General features: G+C 51.4%; 17 protein-coding genes. 5 read left to right on the forward strand and 12 right to left on the reverse strand.

Translation table 11 applies throughout. The annotated features are described in order from the left end of the window. The first annotated feature begins 82 nt into the window (after nt 1–82). From HVZ52_RS10405 to yciH, 4 genes are all read left to right on the forward strand, one after another. Nucleotides 83–391, forward strand: coding sequence for a LapA family protein (locus HVZ52_RS10405; RefSeq protein WP_006684318.1), 309 nt, complete (start codon nt 83–85; stop codon nt 389–391). 6 nt (nt 392–397) lie between these two features. Next, the gene (gene lapB / locus HVZ52_RS10410; protein WP_047417273.1) at nt 398–1,567 is read left to right on the forward strand and encodes a lipopolysaccharide assembly protein LapB; all 1,170 of its coding nucleotides are present in this window, start codon (nt 398–400) and stop codon (nt 1,565–1,567) included. A 190-nt stretch (nt 1,568–1,757) separates the two neighbouring features. Further along, entirely contained in the window at nt 1,758–2,495 is a 738-nt protein-coding gene (gene pyrF / locus HVZ52_RS10415) for an orotidine-5'-phosphate decarboxylase (RefSeq protein ID WP_181599288.1), read from the forward strand. After that, nucleotides 2,496–2,822, forward strand: a complete 327-nt coding sequence (gene yciH, locus HVZ52_RS10420) for a stress response translation initiation inhibitor YciH (RefSeq protein WP_016153243.1) — start codon at nt 2,496–2,498, stop codon at nt 2,820–2,822. A 90-nt stretch (nt 2,823–2,912) separates the two neighbouring features. Here the strand turns inward: yciH and osmB are convergent, their stop codons facing one another. The 7 genes from osmB to fabI all read right to left on the reverse strand — a co-directional run bounded on the left by osmB (nt 2,913) and on the right by fabI (nt 11,027). After that, entirely contained in the window at nt 2,913–3,131 is a 219-nt protein-coding gene (osmB, locus tag HVZ52_RS10425) for an osmotically-inducible lipoprotein OsmB (protein WP_003020583.1), read from the reverse strand. A gap of 268 nt (nt 3,132–3,399) precedes the next feature. Continuing rightward, nucleotides 3,400–4,152, reverse strand: coding sequence for a DNA-binding transcriptional regulator YciT (locus tag HVZ52_RS10430; protein ID WP_016153242.1), 753 nt, complete (start codon nt 4,150–4,152; stop codon nt 3,400–3,402). Nucleotides 4,153–4,247: 95 nt separating this feature from the next. Continuing rightward, complete coding sequence (locus HVZ52_RS10435) at nt 4,248–4,439, reverse strand: hypothetical protein (protein WP_181599207.1); 192 nt, start codon at nt 4,437–4,439, stop codon at nt 4,248–4,250. A gap of 173 nt (nt 4,440–4,612) precedes the next feature. Further along, nucleotides 4,613–6,604, reverse strand: a complete 1,992-nt coding sequence (pdeR, locus tag HVZ52_RS10440; protein WP_049282554.1) for a cyclic di-GMP phosphodiesterase — start codon at nt 6,602–6,604, stop codon at nt 4,613–4,615. Between the two features lie 265 nt (nt 6,605–6,869). After that, nucleotides 6,870–8,804, reverse strand: a complete 1,935-nt coding sequence (locus tag HVZ52_RS10445) for an exoribonuclease II (protein WP_047417275.1) — start codon at nt 8,802–8,804, stop codon at nt 6,870–6,872. 89 nt (nt 8,805–8,893) lie between these two features. Next, complete coding sequence (locus tag HVZ52_RS10450; RefSeq protein WP_181599208.1) at nt 8,894–10,039, reverse strand: carboxymuconolactone decarboxylase family protein; 1,146 nt, start codon at nt 10,037–10,039, stop codon at nt 8,894–8,896. 199 nt (nt 10,040–10,238) lie between these two features. Next, nucleotides 10,239–11,027: an enoyl-ACP reductase FabI gene (gene fabI / locus HVZ52_RS10455; protein ID WP_047417281.1), complete on the reverse strand. Its 789-nt coding sequence runs from the start codon at nt 11,025–11,027 to the stop codon at nt 10,239–10,241. A 441-nt stretch (nt 11,028–11,468) separates the two neighbouring features. Between fabI and HVZ52_RS10460 the strand changes: the two genes are divergently transcribed. Continuing rightward, complete coding sequence (locus tag HVZ52_RS10460) at nt 11,469–12,158, forward strand: EAL domain-containing protein (protein WP_053388557.1); 690 nt, start codon at nt 11,469–11,471, stop codon at nt 12,156–12,158. A gap of 38 nt (nt 12,159–12,196) precedes the next feature. Here the strand turns inward: HVZ52_RS10460 and sapF are convergent, their stop codons facing one another. Genes sapF through sapA form a run of 5 tightly spaced genes read right to left on the reverse strand, consistent with a single transcriptional unit; the run spans nt 12,197 to nt 17,479 of the window. Beyond that, nucleotides 12,197–13,003, reverse strand: coding sequence for a peptide ABC transporter ATP-binding protein SapF (gene sapF / locus HVZ52_RS10465; protein ID WP_016153235.1), 807 nt, complete (start codon nt 13,001–13,003; stop codon nt 12,197–12,199). Between the two features lies 1 nt (nt 13,004). After that, nucleotides 13,005–13,997, reverse strand: a complete 993-nt coding sequence (gene sapD / locus HVZ52_RS10470; RefSeq protein WP_181599209.1) for a peptide ABC transporter ATP-binding protein SapD — start codon at nt 13,995–13,997, stop codon at nt 13,005–13,007. Beyond that, entirely contained in the window at nt 13,997–14,887 is an 891-nt protein-coding gene (gene sapC, locus HVZ52_RS10475) for a peptide ABC transporter permease SapC (RefSeq protein WP_181599210.1), read from the reverse strand. The genes sapD and sapC overlap by 1 nt, the downstream gene beginning before the upstream one ends. Then, entirely contained in the window at nt 14,874–15,839 is a 966-nt protein-coding gene (gene sapB / locus HVZ52_RS10480; RefSeq protein WP_003020545.1) for a peptide ABC transporter permease SapB, read from the reverse strand. The genes sapC and sapB overlap by 14 nt, the downstream gene beginning before the upstream one ends. After that, a complete protein-coding gene (gene sapA / locus HVZ52_RS10485; RefSeq protein ID WP_016153232.1) occupies nt 15,836–17,479 on the reverse strand; it encodes an ABC transporter substrate-binding protein SapA in 1,644 nt (547 codons plus the stop codon). Before sapA ends, sapB begins: the two co-directional genes overlap by 4 nt. Nucleotides 17,480–17,671: the final 192 nt, after the last annotated feature.

Genomic DNA, 17,671 nt, shown 5'->3' on the forward strand with positions numbered 1-17,671 from the left:
GTTGTGAAAATGGTAATTTAAAGGGCTCAACGCGGTAAGTTGGACACGATTTATTCGCTCAAACCACATAACGGGAAGTAATGTGAAATATTTACTCATTTTCTTACTGGTGTTGGCGATTTTTGTTATTTCGGTGACATTGGGTGCGCAAAACGATCAACAGGTTACGTTTAATTACCTGCTGGCTCAGGGTGAGTATCGTATCTCTACGCTGCTTGCTGTATTGTTTGCCGCAGGGTTTGCGATTGGTTGGCTAATTTGCGGCCTTTTCTGGCTGAAGGTTCGTGTGTCTCTTGCGCGCGCCGAACGTAAAATCAAACGACTGGAAAACCAGCTTGCGCCTGCGACCGACGTTGCGGTATCTGCCGATTCGTCGGTTGTGAAGGAATAATTATTTATGTTGGAGTTGTTGTTTCTGCTTTTACCTGTAGCCGCTGCCTATGGGTGGTATATGGGTCGCAGAAGTGCGCAACAAACCAAGCAGGATGAAGCTAACCGTCTTTCTCGTGACTATGTCGCCGGGGTTAACTTCCTCCTGAGCAACCAACAAGATAAAGCGGTGGATCTGTTCCTTGATATGCTAAAAGAGGACACAGGCACCGTTGAGGCTCATCTCACCCTCGGAAACCTGTTCCGCTCTCGCGGTGAAGTCGATCGCGCAATCCGCATCCATCAAACGTTAATGGAAAGTGCCTCGCTGACCTACGAGCAGCGTTTGCTGGCCGTGCAACAGCTGGGGCGCGACTACATGGCCGCGGGACTGTACGACCGCGCGGAAGACATGTTCAATCAGCTTACCGATGAAACTGATTTTCGGGTTGGCGCATTACAGCAACTGTTGCAAATTTATCAGGCCACCAGCGAATGGCAAAAAGCCATTGATGTAGCAGAGCGTCTGGTAAAACTCGGCAAAGACAAGCAGCGTAATGAGATAGCCCACTTCTACTGCGAACTGGCCTTACAGCAAATGGGTAGCGATGATATGGATCGCGCTATGACGCTGTTGAAAAAAGGCGCCGCGGCAGACAAAAACAGTGCACGGGTATCCATCATGATGGGTCGCGTGTACATGGAAAAAGGTGATTACGCGAAGGCGGTTGAAAGCCTGCAACGGGTCATTTCCCAGGACAAAGAGCTGGTCAGCGAAACGCTGGAAATGCTGCAAAGCTGCTACCAGCATCTGGGGAAAAACGATGAGTGGGCGGAGTTTTTACGTCGGGCTGTCGAGGAAAATACTGGTGCCGCCGCCGAACTGATGCTGGCTGATATTCTTGAGGCGCGTGAGGGGGCTGATACCGCTCAGGTCTATATCACTCGTCAACTGCAACGTCATCCTACGATGCGCGTGTTCCACAAGCTGATGGATTATCATCTCCACGAAGCAGAAGAAGGGCGTGCCAAAGAGAGCCTGATGGTTCTGCGCGATATGGTCGGAGAGCAGGTACGCAGTAAACCGCGTTACAGCTGCCAGAAGTGCGGTTTTACGGCGTATACGCTTTACTGGCACTGTCCATCCTGCCGTTCATGGTCAACCATTAAGCCCATTCGCGGACTTGATGGGCTGTAATTTTTAAAAAAAACCTCACTTTAGTTACAACATACTATTGGTATGTAATCAATCCATCCTCAACCTCCGCTGCCGGTTCGCCTGACAGAAATGTAATCGCGCCTGTTAATTTTCTATTACCGCAGGTAGAATGCACGCCGTTTACCCATTTCGCGCCGCCGTGGGCGCCCATCCTCAAGAAGGTCTGGTCATGACGTTTACTGCTTCATCTTCTTCTCGTGCTGTTACCGATTCTCCTGTCGTTGTCGCTCTCGATTATTCTAATCGTGATAAAGCATTAGCTTTTGTTGACAGAATTGATCCTCGTGATTGCCGTTTGAAAGTGGGCAAAGAGATGTTCACGCTTTTTGGGCCTCAGTTGGTTCGCGATCTACAACAGCGCGGTTTTGACATCTTTCTTGATTTGAAATTTCATGATATTCCCAATACCACCGCGCATGCAGTTGCCGCTGCTGCCGAACTTGGCGTCTGGATGGTTAACGTTCACGCTTCTGGCGGGGCGCGTATGATGACTGCAGCCCGTGAAGCCTTAGTGCCTTTTGGCCAGGATGCGCCGCTGCTGATTGCCGTGACGGTTCTGACCAGTATGGAAGCCAGTGACCTCGCCGATCTCGGCGTGACGTTGTCACCTGCGGATTATGCTGAAAGACTGGCGCGCTTAACCCAGAATTGTGGTCTGGACGGTGTCGTATGCTCAGCTCAGGAAGCGGTGCGATTCAAGCAGGCGTTGGGCCTGGCATTTAAGCTGGTGACGCCGGGGATTCGTCCTGAAGGCAGCGAGGCGGGCGATCAGCGTCGTATTATGACACCGGAACAGGCGCAATTAGCAGGTGTGGATTACATGGTGATTGGTCGCCCGGTCACCCAGTCGGCCGATCCCGCGCAGACGCTTAAGATGATCAATGCTTCCCTGAAACGAGGTGCGTAAATGAACGACTCAAACTCTCGTCTGGTCTACTCTACCGACTCCGGGCGTATTGATGAACCGAAAACAGCGCCTGAGCGTCCAAAAGGCGATGGCATTGTTCGTATCCAGCGCCAGACCAGTGGTCGCAAAGGGAAGGGCGTGTGCCTGATTACCGGTATTGACCAAGACGATGCCGAACTGACCAAATTAGCCGCAGAACTGAAGAAAAAGTGTGGTTGCGGTGGAGCAGTGAAAGATGGCGTGATTGAAATTCAGGGGGATAAGCGCGACCTGATTAAATCGCTGCTGGAAGCTAAAGGAATGAAAGTTAAACTGGCTGGCGGTTAATAAAAAAGCCACGGAAAATTTCCGTGGCTTTTTAATAATACAGACCTGAAAAAGTAAACGTATTATTATATCGAGCCGTTTAACCGTAGATTATTTACCCACCTGGTGGCCAATAATACCACCTACTGCAGCACCACCCAGCGTACCCAGCGTGCTGCCGTCAGTCAGGACTGCACCACCTATTGCACCTGCACCAGCACCGATTGCGGTGTTACGATCTCGTTTGGACCAGTTAGAGCAGGCACTCAGCGACATTGCCAGAGTAATCGCCAGAATGGCAGCGGTCATTTTTTTGCTCGTTACTAACATAATACTTTCTCCTGAATTATTGATTCACGGAATCCAGTGTTCTTTAAGGATAGCGTCAAATTAAGACTATCGAAGATATTTCCGTGAAACCGTTTAGCGAAGGCATTACAAACACTATCCTGAAGTTGGAGGTTCGTTCCTGTTATATCGCTAACATTAATTTTACGACTTTATCCTGTTAACGACAGGTAAAAAGTCTTAATTGGATGGTCAGATAACTCTCAGAGAGCAGATGATTTGTCTGCTGACAAACCATCTACTGAAGATTTTATGCGTGGGCATCAATGATATTGACGATTAATCCTGAATGTTCGAGCTGCATTTGTACGCTGGCGCTGAGTCTGGAGTCCGTTACTACGCGGCTGAATCGCTCTAATGGACCCAGCGTGTAAGGGTGAATGGCGTCGAATTTTGAGCTGTCGGTCAACACAATAACTTCTGCGCCTTTTTCCAGCACCGCGTTAACCACGTCAGAACGCATCATATCGCGTCCGGTAAAACCGGTATCAGCCTGCCAGCCGTCAATGCCGATAAAGGCCTTACTGAAATGTACCTGCTGGATAAACTGGCGAGTTAAGGGGCCGACCATGCTCTCACTTTTTTTCTGGTAAATTCCACCGAGAAGAATCACTTCACAGGGCGTTTCTTTGAGCAGATGAGCAATGTAGCTGCTCACGGTGATGATGGTGACATCTTTTTGCTCTGCCAGCGTTCTGGCCAGAAGTGCATTGCTGCTGCCATTCTCAATGAATACGGATTCGCCTGGACTGACCAGAGATGCAGCGAATTCAGCCAGTTCACGTTTCAGAGTGAAATTGGTCATCATGCGCGTTTCAACATCATCGCTGTTCAATGAAACAGCAAAACCGTGGGCTCGGCGTAAGTAACTCTGTTTTTCCAGCGTGTTCAGATCCTGTCGAATCGTCACTTCGGAGACACCGGTGACTTTTGCCAGATCGGCGACGCTCATCTGACCTTTATCGGTCACCATCTGCAAAATAGATTGTTGTCGGGAATTCATAGTATTAATTTTATTGCGATATCGTATCGGAAATTAAACGGAAACTGCATTATCTGCAGTTTGCTGATAGCAGCGACATCAAAAGATCACTGTCATCAGATCTCCCATGGCGCCTTCTGCTTTTTCGCCAAAGATTCGGCATCTTCTTTGACCGTATCTAACAGTTCAGCTTTTAAAATTTCAAGATTGTGGATGGCTGAGTGGTAATCACCTGCAACGAGGATATCCAGCACGGTATCAATACGTTCGGCCAGACGCTGAGCGTCGATATCAGACATGGTCGTCATCCTAATGGCAATAGAGTTTGAATTTCATGATGCAGAATTTCATGGCAAAAGAGAAGGGAAAAATAGTATTAACCTGAACGATTGAAGAATATTATATATTCTGTGATTACATGCGGATAGCGTCGTCATGTAATGTCCATTTATGGCTATTTATCGCCTTCATTCTCTCTGCATTAGCGCAGTTTTTTACTCAGGTGGCGGCGATACCAACGTTCAAATGCGGCTGCTGGCATTGGTTTGGCGAATAAAAACCCCTGACGCTCATTGACGCCATTTTTGGTCAGAAACGCATCCTCTTTCGCGCTTTCCACGCCTTCGGCGATGACCTGCAGGTTGAGCGCCTGTGCTACCGCAACTATGGCCCGTACCAGCGATTGTGAAATAGGTTGTTTGTGGATCTCTCTGACAAAGGTCTGATCCAGTTTAATGGCATCTAGCGGGAAGCGGGCCAGTTGAGACAGCGACGAATAACCGGTACCAAAATCATCCAAATGGATTTGCGCTCCTAACTGGCTAAACTGCTGAATGACTGACAACGCCAGTTGCTCATTTTCTATCAAACTGCTTTCCGTTAATTCAACATCGATGGGGCAATACTCAAAGTTGAGCTCGTGAAGTACCTGCTTAAGTGCGGTAAACAGCGTCTGGTCGGCGAGCTGGCGGGCAGAAACGTTTACCGCCACGCGCAGGTTTATTCCCTTGTCGCGCCATTTCGCGACCTGGCGCACAACGTCGAGAATAACCCAACGCCCCAGCGGGACGATGAGCCCCGATTCTTCGGCGTAGGAGATAAACTCCAGCGGTGGAATGAGGCCGCGTTCCGGAGATTGCCAGCGAACCAGCGCCTCCAGGCTGCGCACTTCACCGCGCCAGGTTATCTTTGGCTGATAATGGATAACCAGTTGATCGTTATCCAGTGCCTTACGCAGATTAGTATCCAGCCACAGATATTCAAATACCCGCTGATTCATTTCCGGAGAAAAAACACAAAACTGCCCACGGCCGCCTTCTTTCGCGGTGTACATGGCTGTATCCGCGTTACGAATGACGCTCTCGCAGTCCTGACCATGCTGAGGCGCGAGGGATATACCAATAGAGCATCCGGTATAGACTTCAATCAGACCGATGCGGAAGGGCTGGCGCAGGCGCGTCAGAATGCGTGATGCGGTGGCTTCCAGTGTGCCCTGGGATGTTTCGGTGGCAAGAACAATGAATTCATCGCCGCCAAATCGCGCCAGGATCTGGTTGTCTTCGAGGCAACTGAGGATTGCCAGCGACACGCTTTGTAGTAGCTGATCGCCAAACATATGCCCGTAGGCATCGTTTACCTTTTTGAAGTTATCCAGATCGAGGTACGCAATACCGACCTGCGTATCGCCCGCGTTCTCAATCGCATTGCTGATCAGTTCATGAATTGCGTTGCGGTTTGGTAATCCAGTGATGGAGTCGGTATTCGCTAACACCCGCAGTCGTTCCTGCGCGCGGCGTTCTTCAGTGATATCGGTCCCGGAACAGATCAGAAAAATTTCGTTCTTTCCGCTACCGTTATGCACAAATTTATTGCGAAACAGAAACAGACGCTGGCCTTTGCAGGTCTTGACCCAGCGTTCAACCTCATACGAGTTACCTTCGCGAAAAAAGACCTCAATATTGCGCCGTGAAGCCGCTGCTTCACGACGGCTCATAAATAATGTGAATACACTTTGACCAATGACTTCACGTTCTTTGAGGCCGGTGTACTCTTCGCACAGGCGATTAAACCGCTGAATGTTGCCCATGCGGTCAAGAATGACAATAACGGAATTGGCTTCGGAAACGACTTGTTCGGCAAAAGAGAGGCCGTGGGCCAGATCGCGGGCGACGGAAGGGGTGTCATCCCAGGCGGATGCGCTACCAGCCCATTCGCGCTTATTGATTTTTCGACCGACCAGATGCACGGGAATGTCGTCATCTTCAATGGGCAACGTCATTAACAGACTTGACGTGATCACCGTCATCTCGCGAATGCGATCGGCTTGTTCAGGTAATAATTCGATGGTCTGATCAGCTTCTGACGCTTCGTCGATAGAGAAATGCAGGATGTTGCAATCCTCTGACAAACGCCAGTAGGGGTTATGAGTGCCCACATAGCTATACAACGTAACCAGCTCCCGGACGTCTTTCATCATGTGTACTATCCCGTTTAAAGCGCATAGAGCCTCAAAAGTATGGGTAGCCATGATTCATTCGGGGTGATTATGGCTGAACGTATTGTTTTTTTTATATATTTATGTTTAATCCAGAATCCGTAAAAAGCAAAGCCAGCGGAACTGAAAAAAGTAAAAAAATAAAATTGACCGAATGAAAGAAGTGTAGTGCGGTGGTGGGAATTTGGGCGGAAAAAAGAAACGACCTTTCACAAAATGAGAAAGGTCGCTGGATTGATACGTGTTACGCGGCTGGACGCGCGATAACGCTGCGGGTTTCCATGCGAACTTCGGCGATGGTTACGTCAATCACATCCGTGACTTTGTAAACCACTTCACCTTTAATTTGCACCGTGCCGCTTTCCTGGCTGCATACCAGCTCGTCCCGAACGGCGTGCAGGAATGGGGCAGGAATAAATGCGACTGCGCCATTATCAACTAAACGTACGCGCATACCGCCGCGGCTGACGTCAATTATCTCGGCCGCAAAGCGGGTATCGGTCCCGGCTTTGTCACTCAGGAAACGGGCGTATAACCAGTCGCCCACATCACGCTCAGCCATCCGGTTCAGGCGACGACGTTCCGCCATTTGCACCGTGGTATCATCCCCAGGGCGGGCGATGGTTTCACCTTTGATGACGGCCTTAAGCAGGCGGTGGTTAATCATATCGCCATATTTTCGAATAGGAGAGGTCCAGGTGGCATAAGCCTCCAGACCCAGCCCAAAGTGCGGCCCTGGCTCGATACTGATTTCAGCGTAAGACTGGAAACGGCGAATTCGGCTGTCGAGGAAACCAGAAGGCTGCGCATCCAGCTCGCGGCGCAGTTTGCAGAAACCTTCCAGCGTCAGGACTTCCTCGGCATCAACGTGCATACCATGGGTTTTTAGCAGCGCGGCCAGAGCGTCGGCGTTGGCCGGGTCGAATCCCATATGGACGTTATAAATACCGAAGCCGAGCTTGTCGCGAAGCACGCGGGCGGCGCAAATGTTTGCCGCAATCATGGATTCTTCCACGATTCGGTTTGCGATGCGGCGTGGCTCAGCGACGATGTCCAGGACTTCACCTTTTTCACCAAGAACAAAACGGTAATCCGGGCGATCTTTAAATACCAGAGCATGGTTATGACGCCATTCACCGCGGCTCAGGCAAATACGGTGTAGCAGACGGATTTGTTCAGCAATCGCGTCATTTGCAGGCTGCCAGTCGCCGGCGCCTTCCAGCCAGTCGGAGACGTTGTCGTAGACCAGCTTCGCTTTCGACTCAATCGTCGCTGCGAAGAAGGTGATGTTGTCTTCAATCGCGCCATCCGCGGCGATGGTCATACGACAAGCCAGAACCGGACGCACTTCGTTCGCGCGTAAAGAGCACAGATCGTCAGACAGTTCGCGTGGTAGCATCGGGATGTTGAACCCCGGCAGATAGTTAGTAAACGCGCGAATTTTTGCTGTTTTATCCAGCTTGCTGCCTTCTGCAATCCAGGCCGTAGGGTCGGCAATGGCGACAGTTAATTGCAGTTTGCCGTCGGCCAGCTCTTCAGCATAAAGCGCATCGTCCATATCTTCGGTGCTGGCGCTGTCGATGGTGACAAAGTTGAGGGCGGTTAAGTCCTGACGAACCAGACCTTCATCCAGCATCTCAGTTGCCACACCGTCCGGCGCTTCTTTTTCGAGATTATGGCGTGCCAGCGTGACCCACCACGGGACAAAGTGGTCATCAGCAAAAGTGATAAATTGGGTTAACTCGGCATAGAAGGTGCGATCGCCTTTCAGCGGGTGGCGGCGCATTTCAGCGACGGCCCAGTCACCTTCTTTAAAATCGTGCTCAACGCCGCGGGCGGCACGACAAGGGATCGCTTCTTTCAGTAACGGATGATCCGGCACAATGGACAGACGATCATTTTTGCCCTGAACTTTACCCACGAAGCGCGTCAGGAAGGGTTCGATCAGTTCTTCCGGCTCGGCAGATTCACGATCTTTTTCTGTATGGATAACCGCAACAATGCGATCGCCATGCATCACTTTTTTCATCTGCGGCGGTGGAATGAAATAGCTTTTTTGTGCATCGACTTCCAGGAAGCCAAAGCCTTTTTCCGTGGCTTTTACCACCCCTTCAGCACGTGGCGTCTGGGAATGCAGTTGCTGTTTAAGCTGCGCTAGCAGCGGGTTGTCCTGAAGCATAATTGTCTATTTTCGTGGCTAAAAGAGCGGCTGACAGTTTTACGCGATTCTCTCAGTTGCGGCAAGCGCTCTTTCAGTAAGTGGATCGGTTAATAAGTCTCGCCCAGCGCGATTTTCAAGCGATTCAACCATCCGCACAATCCGCTCCAGGCCAGCAGGTTAATCGCTTGTTCAGAAGAGATGCCCTGATCGAACAAAGGGGTTAACAGCGCGGCGCTAAAACGGTCGGGCGCTCGGGTTAGCCATTGTACCGCCTGCAGGGTGACGCGCTCAACCGGATGTCGCTGTTCCCAACGCTGTAATTCACGTTCCTCCTGGCGAAGCAGGGCGATAACGTTGGCTAATTCATTGGCTGTATGTGCCTGTTCATTAAAGCAGGCCACGCTGCCGTTAATCCGTGACGTCATTAGCGCCGCCAGTGAAAATGCCCGCACCGGTACAGCGCTACGCCGGGTACTGGAAATCAGTGTCGTGAATAAATCCAAAATGACCGGTGAATGGATCAGTAATGGCACCAACGCTTGCAGTTCATCGGGAAAATGTCTGGCCGTCGTCTCGTCCTGAGAATGATATTTTTCGATTGGGAATGGCGCAGCGTGCCAGGTAGCGTTTGTTGCACTAAATGGCGAAGCGTGAGCGAATTGCTGTATATCCAGCCCCGGTATTCGGCGTACCGGATGTCCAAACCAGGCCTGAAACAGGGCCACGGTCCGGGCCTGAAAACCGACGAAGCCGATAATTTGATTCATCAAAATACTATCGCTGGTAGTCAGCCCGACCGCATCCAGATGCTGGCGATCGCGTGCGCCTATCACGTCAGGAGAGCTGGCAAGTTGGCGAGCATATTGGGTGATTTGCGCCAGCCGATGGTTACTTTCCCGTGACGAGTCAGGACCAGGAAGCGGTGTTAACCGCGCGGCATAGTGATTGCACAATCGCTGGACGCCATACACCTGAGCGACGGTAAGCGCCGTACTCATCCGTTCATAGGCGCTGAATGTGTGCATCTGATTAAGGTTTACGTGAACCGGGAAGAGAACCTGGGCAAGTTTACGGGCAGGGGTTAACCAGGATTGAAAAGGCAAAAGGGCGTCATCAGGTATCGCCAGATCCAGTAAAAAGCTGTCGTCGACATGAGCGGCTTCCGGCACCAGCGGCAGAATATCTTGCGGATGCTTGCTGGATTGCGTCTCATGATACCAGTGGCTTTTGCCTTCAATTCGGCGTTGTTCCATGGGCGGTCCTTGGTCTAAAAAGTGGCGACCCGGACACGTCGTCTACTACTACGCCGGATCGTTTGCGCTGCAATATCCTGACGTAAGCAGAAGAGGGGATGAAAGATTGTTCCGTGATAATAAATATCAGAAAAGCATATATGGCGGTGGGCAGAGGAGAGTCATGGGCGGGGCAAGACCGCCCATAGAAGACTTACGATTATTTCAGTTCCAGCTCGTTCATTGCCGCGATACTGAAGCCACCATCGACGTGAACGACTTCACCCGAGATGCCGGCAGCAAGATCGGAGCACAAAAATGCTGCGGAGTTACCCACATCTTCAATGGTTACAGTGCGGCGAATCGGCGTAACCGCTTCACAATGCGCCAGCATTTTACGGAAATCTTTAATGCCTGAAGCGGCGAGTGTACGGATAGGACCGGCGGAAATAGCGTTCACACGCACGCCTTCAGGACCCATCGCATTAGCCATATAACGGACGTTCGCTTCCAGTGAGGCTTTTGCCAGGCCCATCACGTTGTAGTTAGGGATGGCGCGCTCTGCGCCCAGATAGGATAGCGTCAGCAGCGCTGAGCCTGGGTTCAGCATGGAACGGCAGGCTTTTGCCATCGCCACAAAGCTGTAAGCACTGATGTCATGAGCAATTTTGAAGCCTTCGCGGGTGACTGCATTCACATAGTCGCCATCCAGTTGGTCTGCGGGCGCAAAACCAATGGAGTGCACGAAACCGTCGAATTTCGGCCAGGCTTTGCCCAGTTCGGTAAACATTGCATCAATGCTGGCGTCTTCCGCCACATCACACTGCAGTACGATGCTGGAACCCAGTTGAGCTGCAAATTCTTCGACGCGGCCTTTTAGTTTGTCATTCTGGTAGGTGAACGCCAGTTCAGCCCCTTCGCGATGCATGGCCTGAGCGATACCCCAGGCGATGGACAGTTTGCTGGCAAGACCCGTTACCAGAATGCGCTTACCGGAAAGAAAACCCATAGCTTTAATCCTTATGGTCATTGCTTATTTTTAGCAATCAATGAGTTATGATCACAATTTGAAGGTGTTTCGAAATGGGGCAGCAATTATATCCCACTCTTTGTGCCTTGTAGAATAGTTATCATCCCTTACTGATAATCACTTTTCATTACACATGAGGGTTATAACACTTTCCCTGGTTAAGTCTCATTCATTCTGCGAAGCGCGGGGGGATGGAGAAAATACAAGGCTTTAAAGGCATCTCAATGGTATTATTAACTGCTAGCTTATGTTTTAAAACATAGCAATGTAGGAACTTTCTTAAAACAAAAAATATGACCGTATTCAGTTCGTTATGATATATTGTTTTTATCGATCGATATTGATACATTGATCGTTATTATTGATTGATTGTGATTAAAAGTGCATTATCAGGAAGTTATGATCAATTGGAGTGGTCTTATGCACTATCATTTCATCGCGGAACCGATGAGAGACACAACTGATACGTTACTGGGTGTTGAGATGAGCGTCCGGTTTGCTTCAGATACGGTTTCGCCGATACATCCAGAGTTCATCATTTCAGCGTGGAATAGCGAACAAAAACGTAATTTCATGCTCGAGCAAATTCGATTAATTGCCGAAAAGCGTAATTGGTTTGAGAGCCACAACCTTTTCTGTACTCTGAACCTCATTGATGAAATGGCGCTGCTGGCAATTGGCGACCCGAGCGTCAAATCGGCGCTACATGCCATGCCTTTTGTCGCCCTGGAACTTTCAGAGCGTTTTCTGACGAATACCGTATGTCTGAATAATCTGCTGATTAATTCACTTTGCGACGGTCCAAACGCATTATGGCTGGGCGATCTGGGCTCCGGCAACATTGGGGCCAGTCCGCTGGTTTGCGGTCGTTTTGATGTTGTAAAGTTGGATCGTGGTTTTTTCCTGGATCAGGCTGAAAAACCGATGTTCCCGGTGCTAATTAAAAACATCCGCGAATATTGCGACCGCATTGCGGTGGAGGGCGTGGAAACCAAACAGCTTATCGACGAAGTAGGCGCGGCTGGTGTTTGGGTGATGCAGGGATCTCTTTTCCCTTCGGTCGCGTTTAGCGAGGTTGATACACTGCTCTTACCAAATGTTTGTCACTGATTGCAAAATTGCCCTCCGGTTGAGGAGGGCTGCATCTGCTAGCGATCTTTACGCCATGCGTCAGCGGTAAGCGCTTCGCCGAAATGACCGGCGATCAGGCGACGGGTCAGCTCATGCAACGGCGAGGCCAGAACATCTGCTGTACTGCCGCGTTCAACCACTTCACCCTGGTGCATGACTAATACCTGATCGCTGATGTGCTTCATCATGCCGATGTGCTGAGTCACATAGATATATGAAATCCCCTGTTTTTCCTGTAGTTCCAGCATCAGATTGATGAGCTGCGAACGCATCGACATGTCCAGAGAGGCCAGGGCTTCGTCGGCGATAATGACTTTGGGTCGCAAAATGAGCGCTCGGGCAAGGCCCAGACGCTGTTTTTGTCCCGGAGCCAGCATATGCGGGTAATAACTCACATGGTCAGGCAACAGACCGACCATGCGCATGGTCTCGATGATCTGTTTGCGACGCTGTTCAGGCTCGAGGTCGGTGTTCAGACGTAGCGGAAAATCGAGGATCTGCGAAATACGTTGCCGTGGGTTAAGCGACGTTGATGGATCCTGGAAAATCATACGGATACGCTGACTACGGAATGAATAATCACCATATTTTAACGGGTGATCGTCAATCAGCAGCTCACCGCTGGTAGGCTCAATCATACCGGCCAGCATCTTCGCCAGCGTAGATTTACCGGAACCATTTTCACCTATGACGGCGAGCGTCTGACGCTCGCGCAGGGTAAAGCTCAGGGGCTTAACGGCCTCAACGGTCTGACGGCGGAATAAGCCCGTCCGGTAGCGAAAGGTTTTGCTCAGATTACGAACTTCGAGCAGGGTTTCTACCATCTCACTCTCTCTCCATGTTCAGCGGGAAATGACAGGCGTAGAGATGATTCTTTGCTCCGGTCAGTCTTGGGGTTTCGATACATTCGCGCTGAGCATAAGGGCAGCGCGGCCCCAGACGACAGCCGATAGGTAATTGTTCCAGCAATGGAATGGCTCCTGGCATGGTATTCAGGCGGCTTTTGTGCGGCATTGCGCTACCAAAATCAGGAATGGCGCGAATCAACGCTTGGGTATAAGGATGATGCGGAATAGTCACCAGCTCTTTACTGGGCGCAGTTTCCACCGTTTGCCCACAGTACATCACGTTAATTTTGTCAGCCCACTGGCTGAGCATTTGCAGGTCATGGCTGATCAGCAAAATGGTGGTATTGCTGTTTTGGTTCAGCCGGGTCAGCAGGCGGAAAATTTGCGCCTGAGTGGTTGGCTCCATCGCGTTCGTTGGTTCGTCGGCAATCAGTAAACGCGGCTGATTAGCCAGGGCGATTGCGATCATCACCTTCTGGCATTCGCCGTCGGTCAGTTCATACGGGAAGCTGCGCATCGCATCTTTATGATCTTTTATCCCGACGCGGTGCAGGAGTTCAATCGCGCGGCGTTTACGCCAGCCGATACGCTGCCACCAGCGGCCTTTATAAGTCCATGCCGGAATATTTTGCATCAGTTGTCGTCCAATGCGCTCAGACGGATCGAGACACGATTGCGGTTCCTGAAAGATCATGGAAACGTTATGGCCGACCAGCTTGCGTCGTTCACGCGCAGAAAGGCGCAACAGATCGATATCATCAAAGCGCATGCGGTCTGCTGTTACGCGCCAGTTATCTTTAGCAACGCCGCAAATGGCCTTGGCGATCAGGCTCTTGCCGGATCCAGACTCGCCAACCAGTCCGCGGATTTCACCTTCATTGAGGGTCATACTGATGCGGTCAACCGCCTTCACCCAGTCGTCGCCGGTTCTGAATTCAATGGTCAGGTTGCGGATATCCAGTAATGGCATTATTCCACCCCCGCAATAATTGCCCGGCGCACGCCATCACCCAGCAGGTTAACCAGCAGCACGCTTATCATAATCGCCGCACCTGGCAGCATAACCGTCCACGGTGCGACATAAATCAGCTCCAGCGCGTCGCCAAGCATGGCTCCCCATTCTGGTGACGGCAACTGTGCGCCAAGGTCGAGAAAACCCAGCGCGGCGATGTCCAGAATCGCCATCGACAGCGCACGGGTGATTTCAGTGATAAGTCCGGCGGTAATATTGGGCAGAACGGCAAACCACAGGATATTGAGCGTGGTTGCGCCGTCCAGGCGAGCGGCGATAACGTACTCTTTTTCCAGCTCGTCATGCACCATGCTGTAGACGGAGCGTACCATGCGCGGCAGCAGCGCCAGCCAGACGGCAAACATCGCGTGTGTCAGATGCGGTCCGGCAAAGGCCACCACAATAATCGCCAGCAGCAGCGAAGGGATCGAGAGCAGGGTGTCCAGAATGTGGTTCAGCACCGCGGAGCGCAAACCGTGCGTTGCGCCGGCAACCACGCCCAGTAACAGGCCACATAGTGTGGCGGCGAGGGTGACGACAAACGCGCCGCCAACGGTTGGGGCCGCGCCGCTGAGCAGGCGACTTAGCACGTCACGCCCGAGATCGTCAGTTCCGAGGAAAAATGAGACTTCGCCATAGCGCGACCATGACGGCGGTAAAAGCTGATAGCCGAGAAATTGCTGGTCGATGCCATAAGGGGCAAACCAACCACCAAAAATACACAGAATCGCCAATCCTGCGCAGCCATACAGACCGATCATCGCAGTCGCATCGCCGTAAAAATTGCGCCATGCGGTGCTCAGCGTACCCGGCGGGCGCTTTTCGCTGTATACGCTATCGTAAGGCATACCATTCCTTATGTTTCAGAGGGTTAGCCATAGCACCCAAAATATCAGAGATGACGTTAACGATGATAACCAGTGAGCCAATCACCATGACGCCCGCCGAAATTGCCGCGTAATCCTGCTGGCGAATTGCGTTAATCAGCCAACGGCCAAGACCTGGCCAGCTAAAGACCATCTCGGTGATCATCGCCAGCGTCAGCATGGTGGAAAACTGTAAGCCCAGACGCGGGATCACCGGCGGAAGAGCGTTGTGCAGAACGTGACGGCGCAGAATGGTTAAGCGTGACAGACCGCGCGTGGCGGCCGCTTTAACATAGTTTTGATCAAAGACCTCGATGGTGCTGATTCGCATCAGGCGAATAACTTCCGTGGTAGGGGCGACGGAAAGCGTCAACACCGGAAGCACCATGTGACGGATTGCGCTGACCAGCATTTCATCGCGCCAGGGCGAGTCGGAGATCCACGCATCAATAATGGCAAATCCGGTAACGGGCTTCACTTCATAGAGAAGATCAAAGCGTCCCGAAACGGGAAGCCAGCCGAGAGTCAGTGAGAAGAGCAACGTCAGCAACAGCGCCAGCCAAAAAACCGGAATGGAAAAGCCCATCAACGCTAAGGCGCTGATGCAGCGGTCCTGCCACTTGTTCCGCGTGATGCCTGCCAGCATACCAACGGGGATCCCAACCATCAGCGCAAAACCAAAGGCCAGAATGCACAGTTCCATCGTCGCCGGGAACACCTCCTTCAACTGTTCTGAAATCAACTGACCGTTAATACTGGATACACCAAAATCCCAGTGAATGAGGCCATTGAACCAGAATACCCAGGCGTTCCACAGCGATGCGCCCTGTAACGGCGCATGAGGTGTGAAGTAGCTCAGGCTGAATCCAATAAAGGTCAGGAAGAAGAGGGTGACCAGCAGCAATAAAAAACGACGCAGGGTGAAGATAATCATGGCTTTTTCACCTCATCTTTCTTTTCCCTGGAAACCCCGGCAAAAGATGCATTGCCGAACGGACTCAGCACCAGTCCTTTGATATCGTAACGATAAGCCTGTAGACGCAGTGAAGAGGCCAGCGGCAGGATCGGTAACTCTTTCGCGAGAATATTTTGCGCTTCGTCATAGGCATCAATTCGCGATGAGAGTTGCTGCGAAGAGAGGGCCTTGCGCAGAACGCTGTCAAATTCCGGATTACACCAGTGGGCGAAGTTAGTCTGCGAGTTGATGGCGGCGCAGCTTAGCAACGGTCGGAAAAAACTGTCAGGATCGTTACTGTCCGTCGCCCAACCGGATAACGTTAGATCATGGTTCATATCCATTAATCGCGCCTCCTGAAAACGACCTTCTACCGGAATGATTTTAACTTTCACTCCCACCTGAGCCATGTCAGCCTGAATCAGCTCGGCGGTTTTCAGTGGACTGGGGTTCCAGGCCTGAGAACTGGTGGGTACCCAAAGCTGTAATGTCAGGTTCTCCAGCCCCAGTGCTTTTAACTGCTCGCGCGATTTTGCCGGATTGTACTCTGTAATTTTAGCTTCGTTGTCATAAGCCCACGAGGCGCGAGGCAAAATAGATGCTGCGGTTTCCGCCGTCCCGTAGTAGATGGACTGCATCAGCCGTTGGTTATTGATGGCCAGCGCCAGCGCATGCCGCACGGCGGGATTATCCATCGGTGGTTTATTGGTGTTAAATGCCAGATAGGCGATGTTCATCCCCGGGCGCAGGGTCAGACGCAGGCGCGGGTCATCACGCAAAATGCTGAGCTGACTGGCGGCAGGCCAGGCCAGAACATCACACTCACCGGTCAGGAGTTTCGATAGACGTCCGGTGCCGCCAGAGCCGAGGTCCACAACCACCTGCGGCATCAGAGGAGTACCACGCCAGAATTTTTCATGGCGCTGCAGTCGAACATATTGCCCTGCGCGATTCTCCGAAAGCTGGTACGGTCCGGTGCCGACGGGTTGTCTGTCGAGCAGTTCCTGACGATCCTGTTTTGCCAATTTAGCCGCATATTCTGCTGACATCACGGAGGCATAATGCGTGGCGAGGTGCCACATGAAGGAGGCGTCGGGCTGAGTTAAGCGGAACTCAACGGTGTTGTTGTCCAGCTTGCGTACGCTTTGGACGTTATCGGCGAACTGTAGGCTGTCGAAGTAGGGGAAACTGCTACCGTTTACATTGTGCCACGGATGCTGGCGATCAAAGATGCGCTCGAAGGTAAACACCACATCGTCCGCGTTCAGTTTGCGGGTGGGGGTGAACCAGGCCGTCTTCTGAAACTGGACGTCACGACGCAGATGGAAGCGGTAGGTTGCGCCGTTATCCAGCACCTCCCAGCTTTCAGCCAGCTCAGGCACCAGTCGATAGGTGTACGGATCGACATCGAGTAGTCGGTCATACAGCTGGGCTGCCAGGGTGTCGACGATAAGACCGCTGCTCGCTTTTTGCGGGTTGAACGTATTGACCTGCCCGCTAACGCAATAGACAAAGCCGCTGTCACGAATATCAGCATGCGAAGCCTGTTCAGGCGCGGCGGCAGCCTGACCACTCAGAAATCCAGCCATCACGATCAGAGATGATAAAACCAGGCGCATAATTTTAAAGGATTATAAATAAAGAGGCTATCTTACTAATATTTAATGACATTTGCCATTACCGTTTGTGTTTGGGGACCGCACAGGTGATAACCGCGAATTCAACATCGCGACAGGGTCACCCTTCATACCCGCTATCCACTTTGAATTTACTCTGTTAACTATCTTAGCATTTTCATGACCCATCTGACT

The organism is Citrobacter sp. RHB36-C18, from assembly GCF_013814485.1.
In the GTDB taxonomy this organism is placed as follows: domain Bacteria; phylum Pseudomonadota; class Gammaproteobacteria; order Enterobacterales; family Enterobacteriaceae; genus Citrobacter; species Citrobacter braakii.

Bases quoted from the DNA above. Each gene is read 5' to 3' on its own strand.
- HVZ52_RS10435 (WP_181599207.1), bottom strand. From the start codon at position 4,439: ATGACGACCATGTCTGATATCGACGCTCAGCGTCTGGCCGAACGTATT.
- yciH (WP_016153243.1), top strand. From the start codon at position 2,496: ATGAACGACTCAAACTCTCGTCTGGTCTACTCTACCGACTCCGGGCGT.
- sapB (WP_003020545.1), bottom strand. From the start codon at position 15,839: ATGATTATCTTCACCCTGCGTCGTTTTTTATTGCTGCTGGTCACCCTC.
- pyrF (WP_181599288.1), top strand. From the start codon at position 1,758: ATGACGTTTACTGCTTCATCTTCTTCTCGTGCTGTTACCGATTCTCCT.
- HVZ52_RS10445 (WP_047417275.1), bottom strand. From the start codon at position 8,804: ATGCTTCAGGACAACCCGCTGCTAGCGCAGCTTAAACAGCAACTGCAT.
- sapA (WP_016153232.1), bottom strand. From the start codon at position 17,479: ATGCGCCTGGTTTTATCATCTCTGATCGTGATGGCTGGATTTCTGAGT.
- fabI (WP_047417281.1), bottom strand. From the start codon at position 11,027: ATGGGTTTTCTTTCCGGTAAGCGCATTCTGGTAACGGGTCTTGCCAGC.
- osmB (WP_003020583.1), bottom strand. From the start codon at position 3,131: ATGTTAGTAACGAGCAAAAAAATGACCGCTGCCATTCTGGCGATTACT.
- HVZ52_RS10460 (WP_053388557.1), top strand. From the start codon at position 11,469: ATGCACTATCATTTCATCGCGGAACCGATGAGAGACACAACTGATACG.
- sapD (WP_181599209.1), bottom strand. From the start codon at position 13,997: ATGCCATTACTGGATATCCGCAACCTGACCATTGAATTCAGAACCGGC.
- sapC (WP_181599210.1), bottom strand. From the start codon at position 14,887: ATGCCTTACGATAGCGTATACAGCGAAAAGCGCCCGCCGGGTACGCTG.
- sapF (WP_016153235.1), bottom strand. From the start codon at position 13,003: ATGGTAGAAACCCTGCTCGAAGTTCGTAATCTGAGCAAAACCTTTCGC.
- HVZ52_RS10450 (WP_181599208.1), bottom strand. From the start codon at position 10,039: ATGGAACAACGCCGAATTGAAGGCAAAAGCCACTGGTATCATGAGACG.
- pdeR (WP_049282554.1), bottom strand. From the start codon at position 6,604: ATGAAAGACGTCCGGGAGCTGGTTACGTTGTATAGCTATGTGGGCACT.
- lapB (WP_047417273.1), top strand. From the start codon at position 398: ATGTTGGAGTTGTTGTTTCTGCTTTTACCTGTAGCCGCTGCCTATGGG.
- HVZ52_RS10430 (WP_016153242.1), bottom strand. From the start codon at position 4,152: ATGAATTCCCGACAACAATCTATTTTGCAGATGGTGACCGATAAAGGT.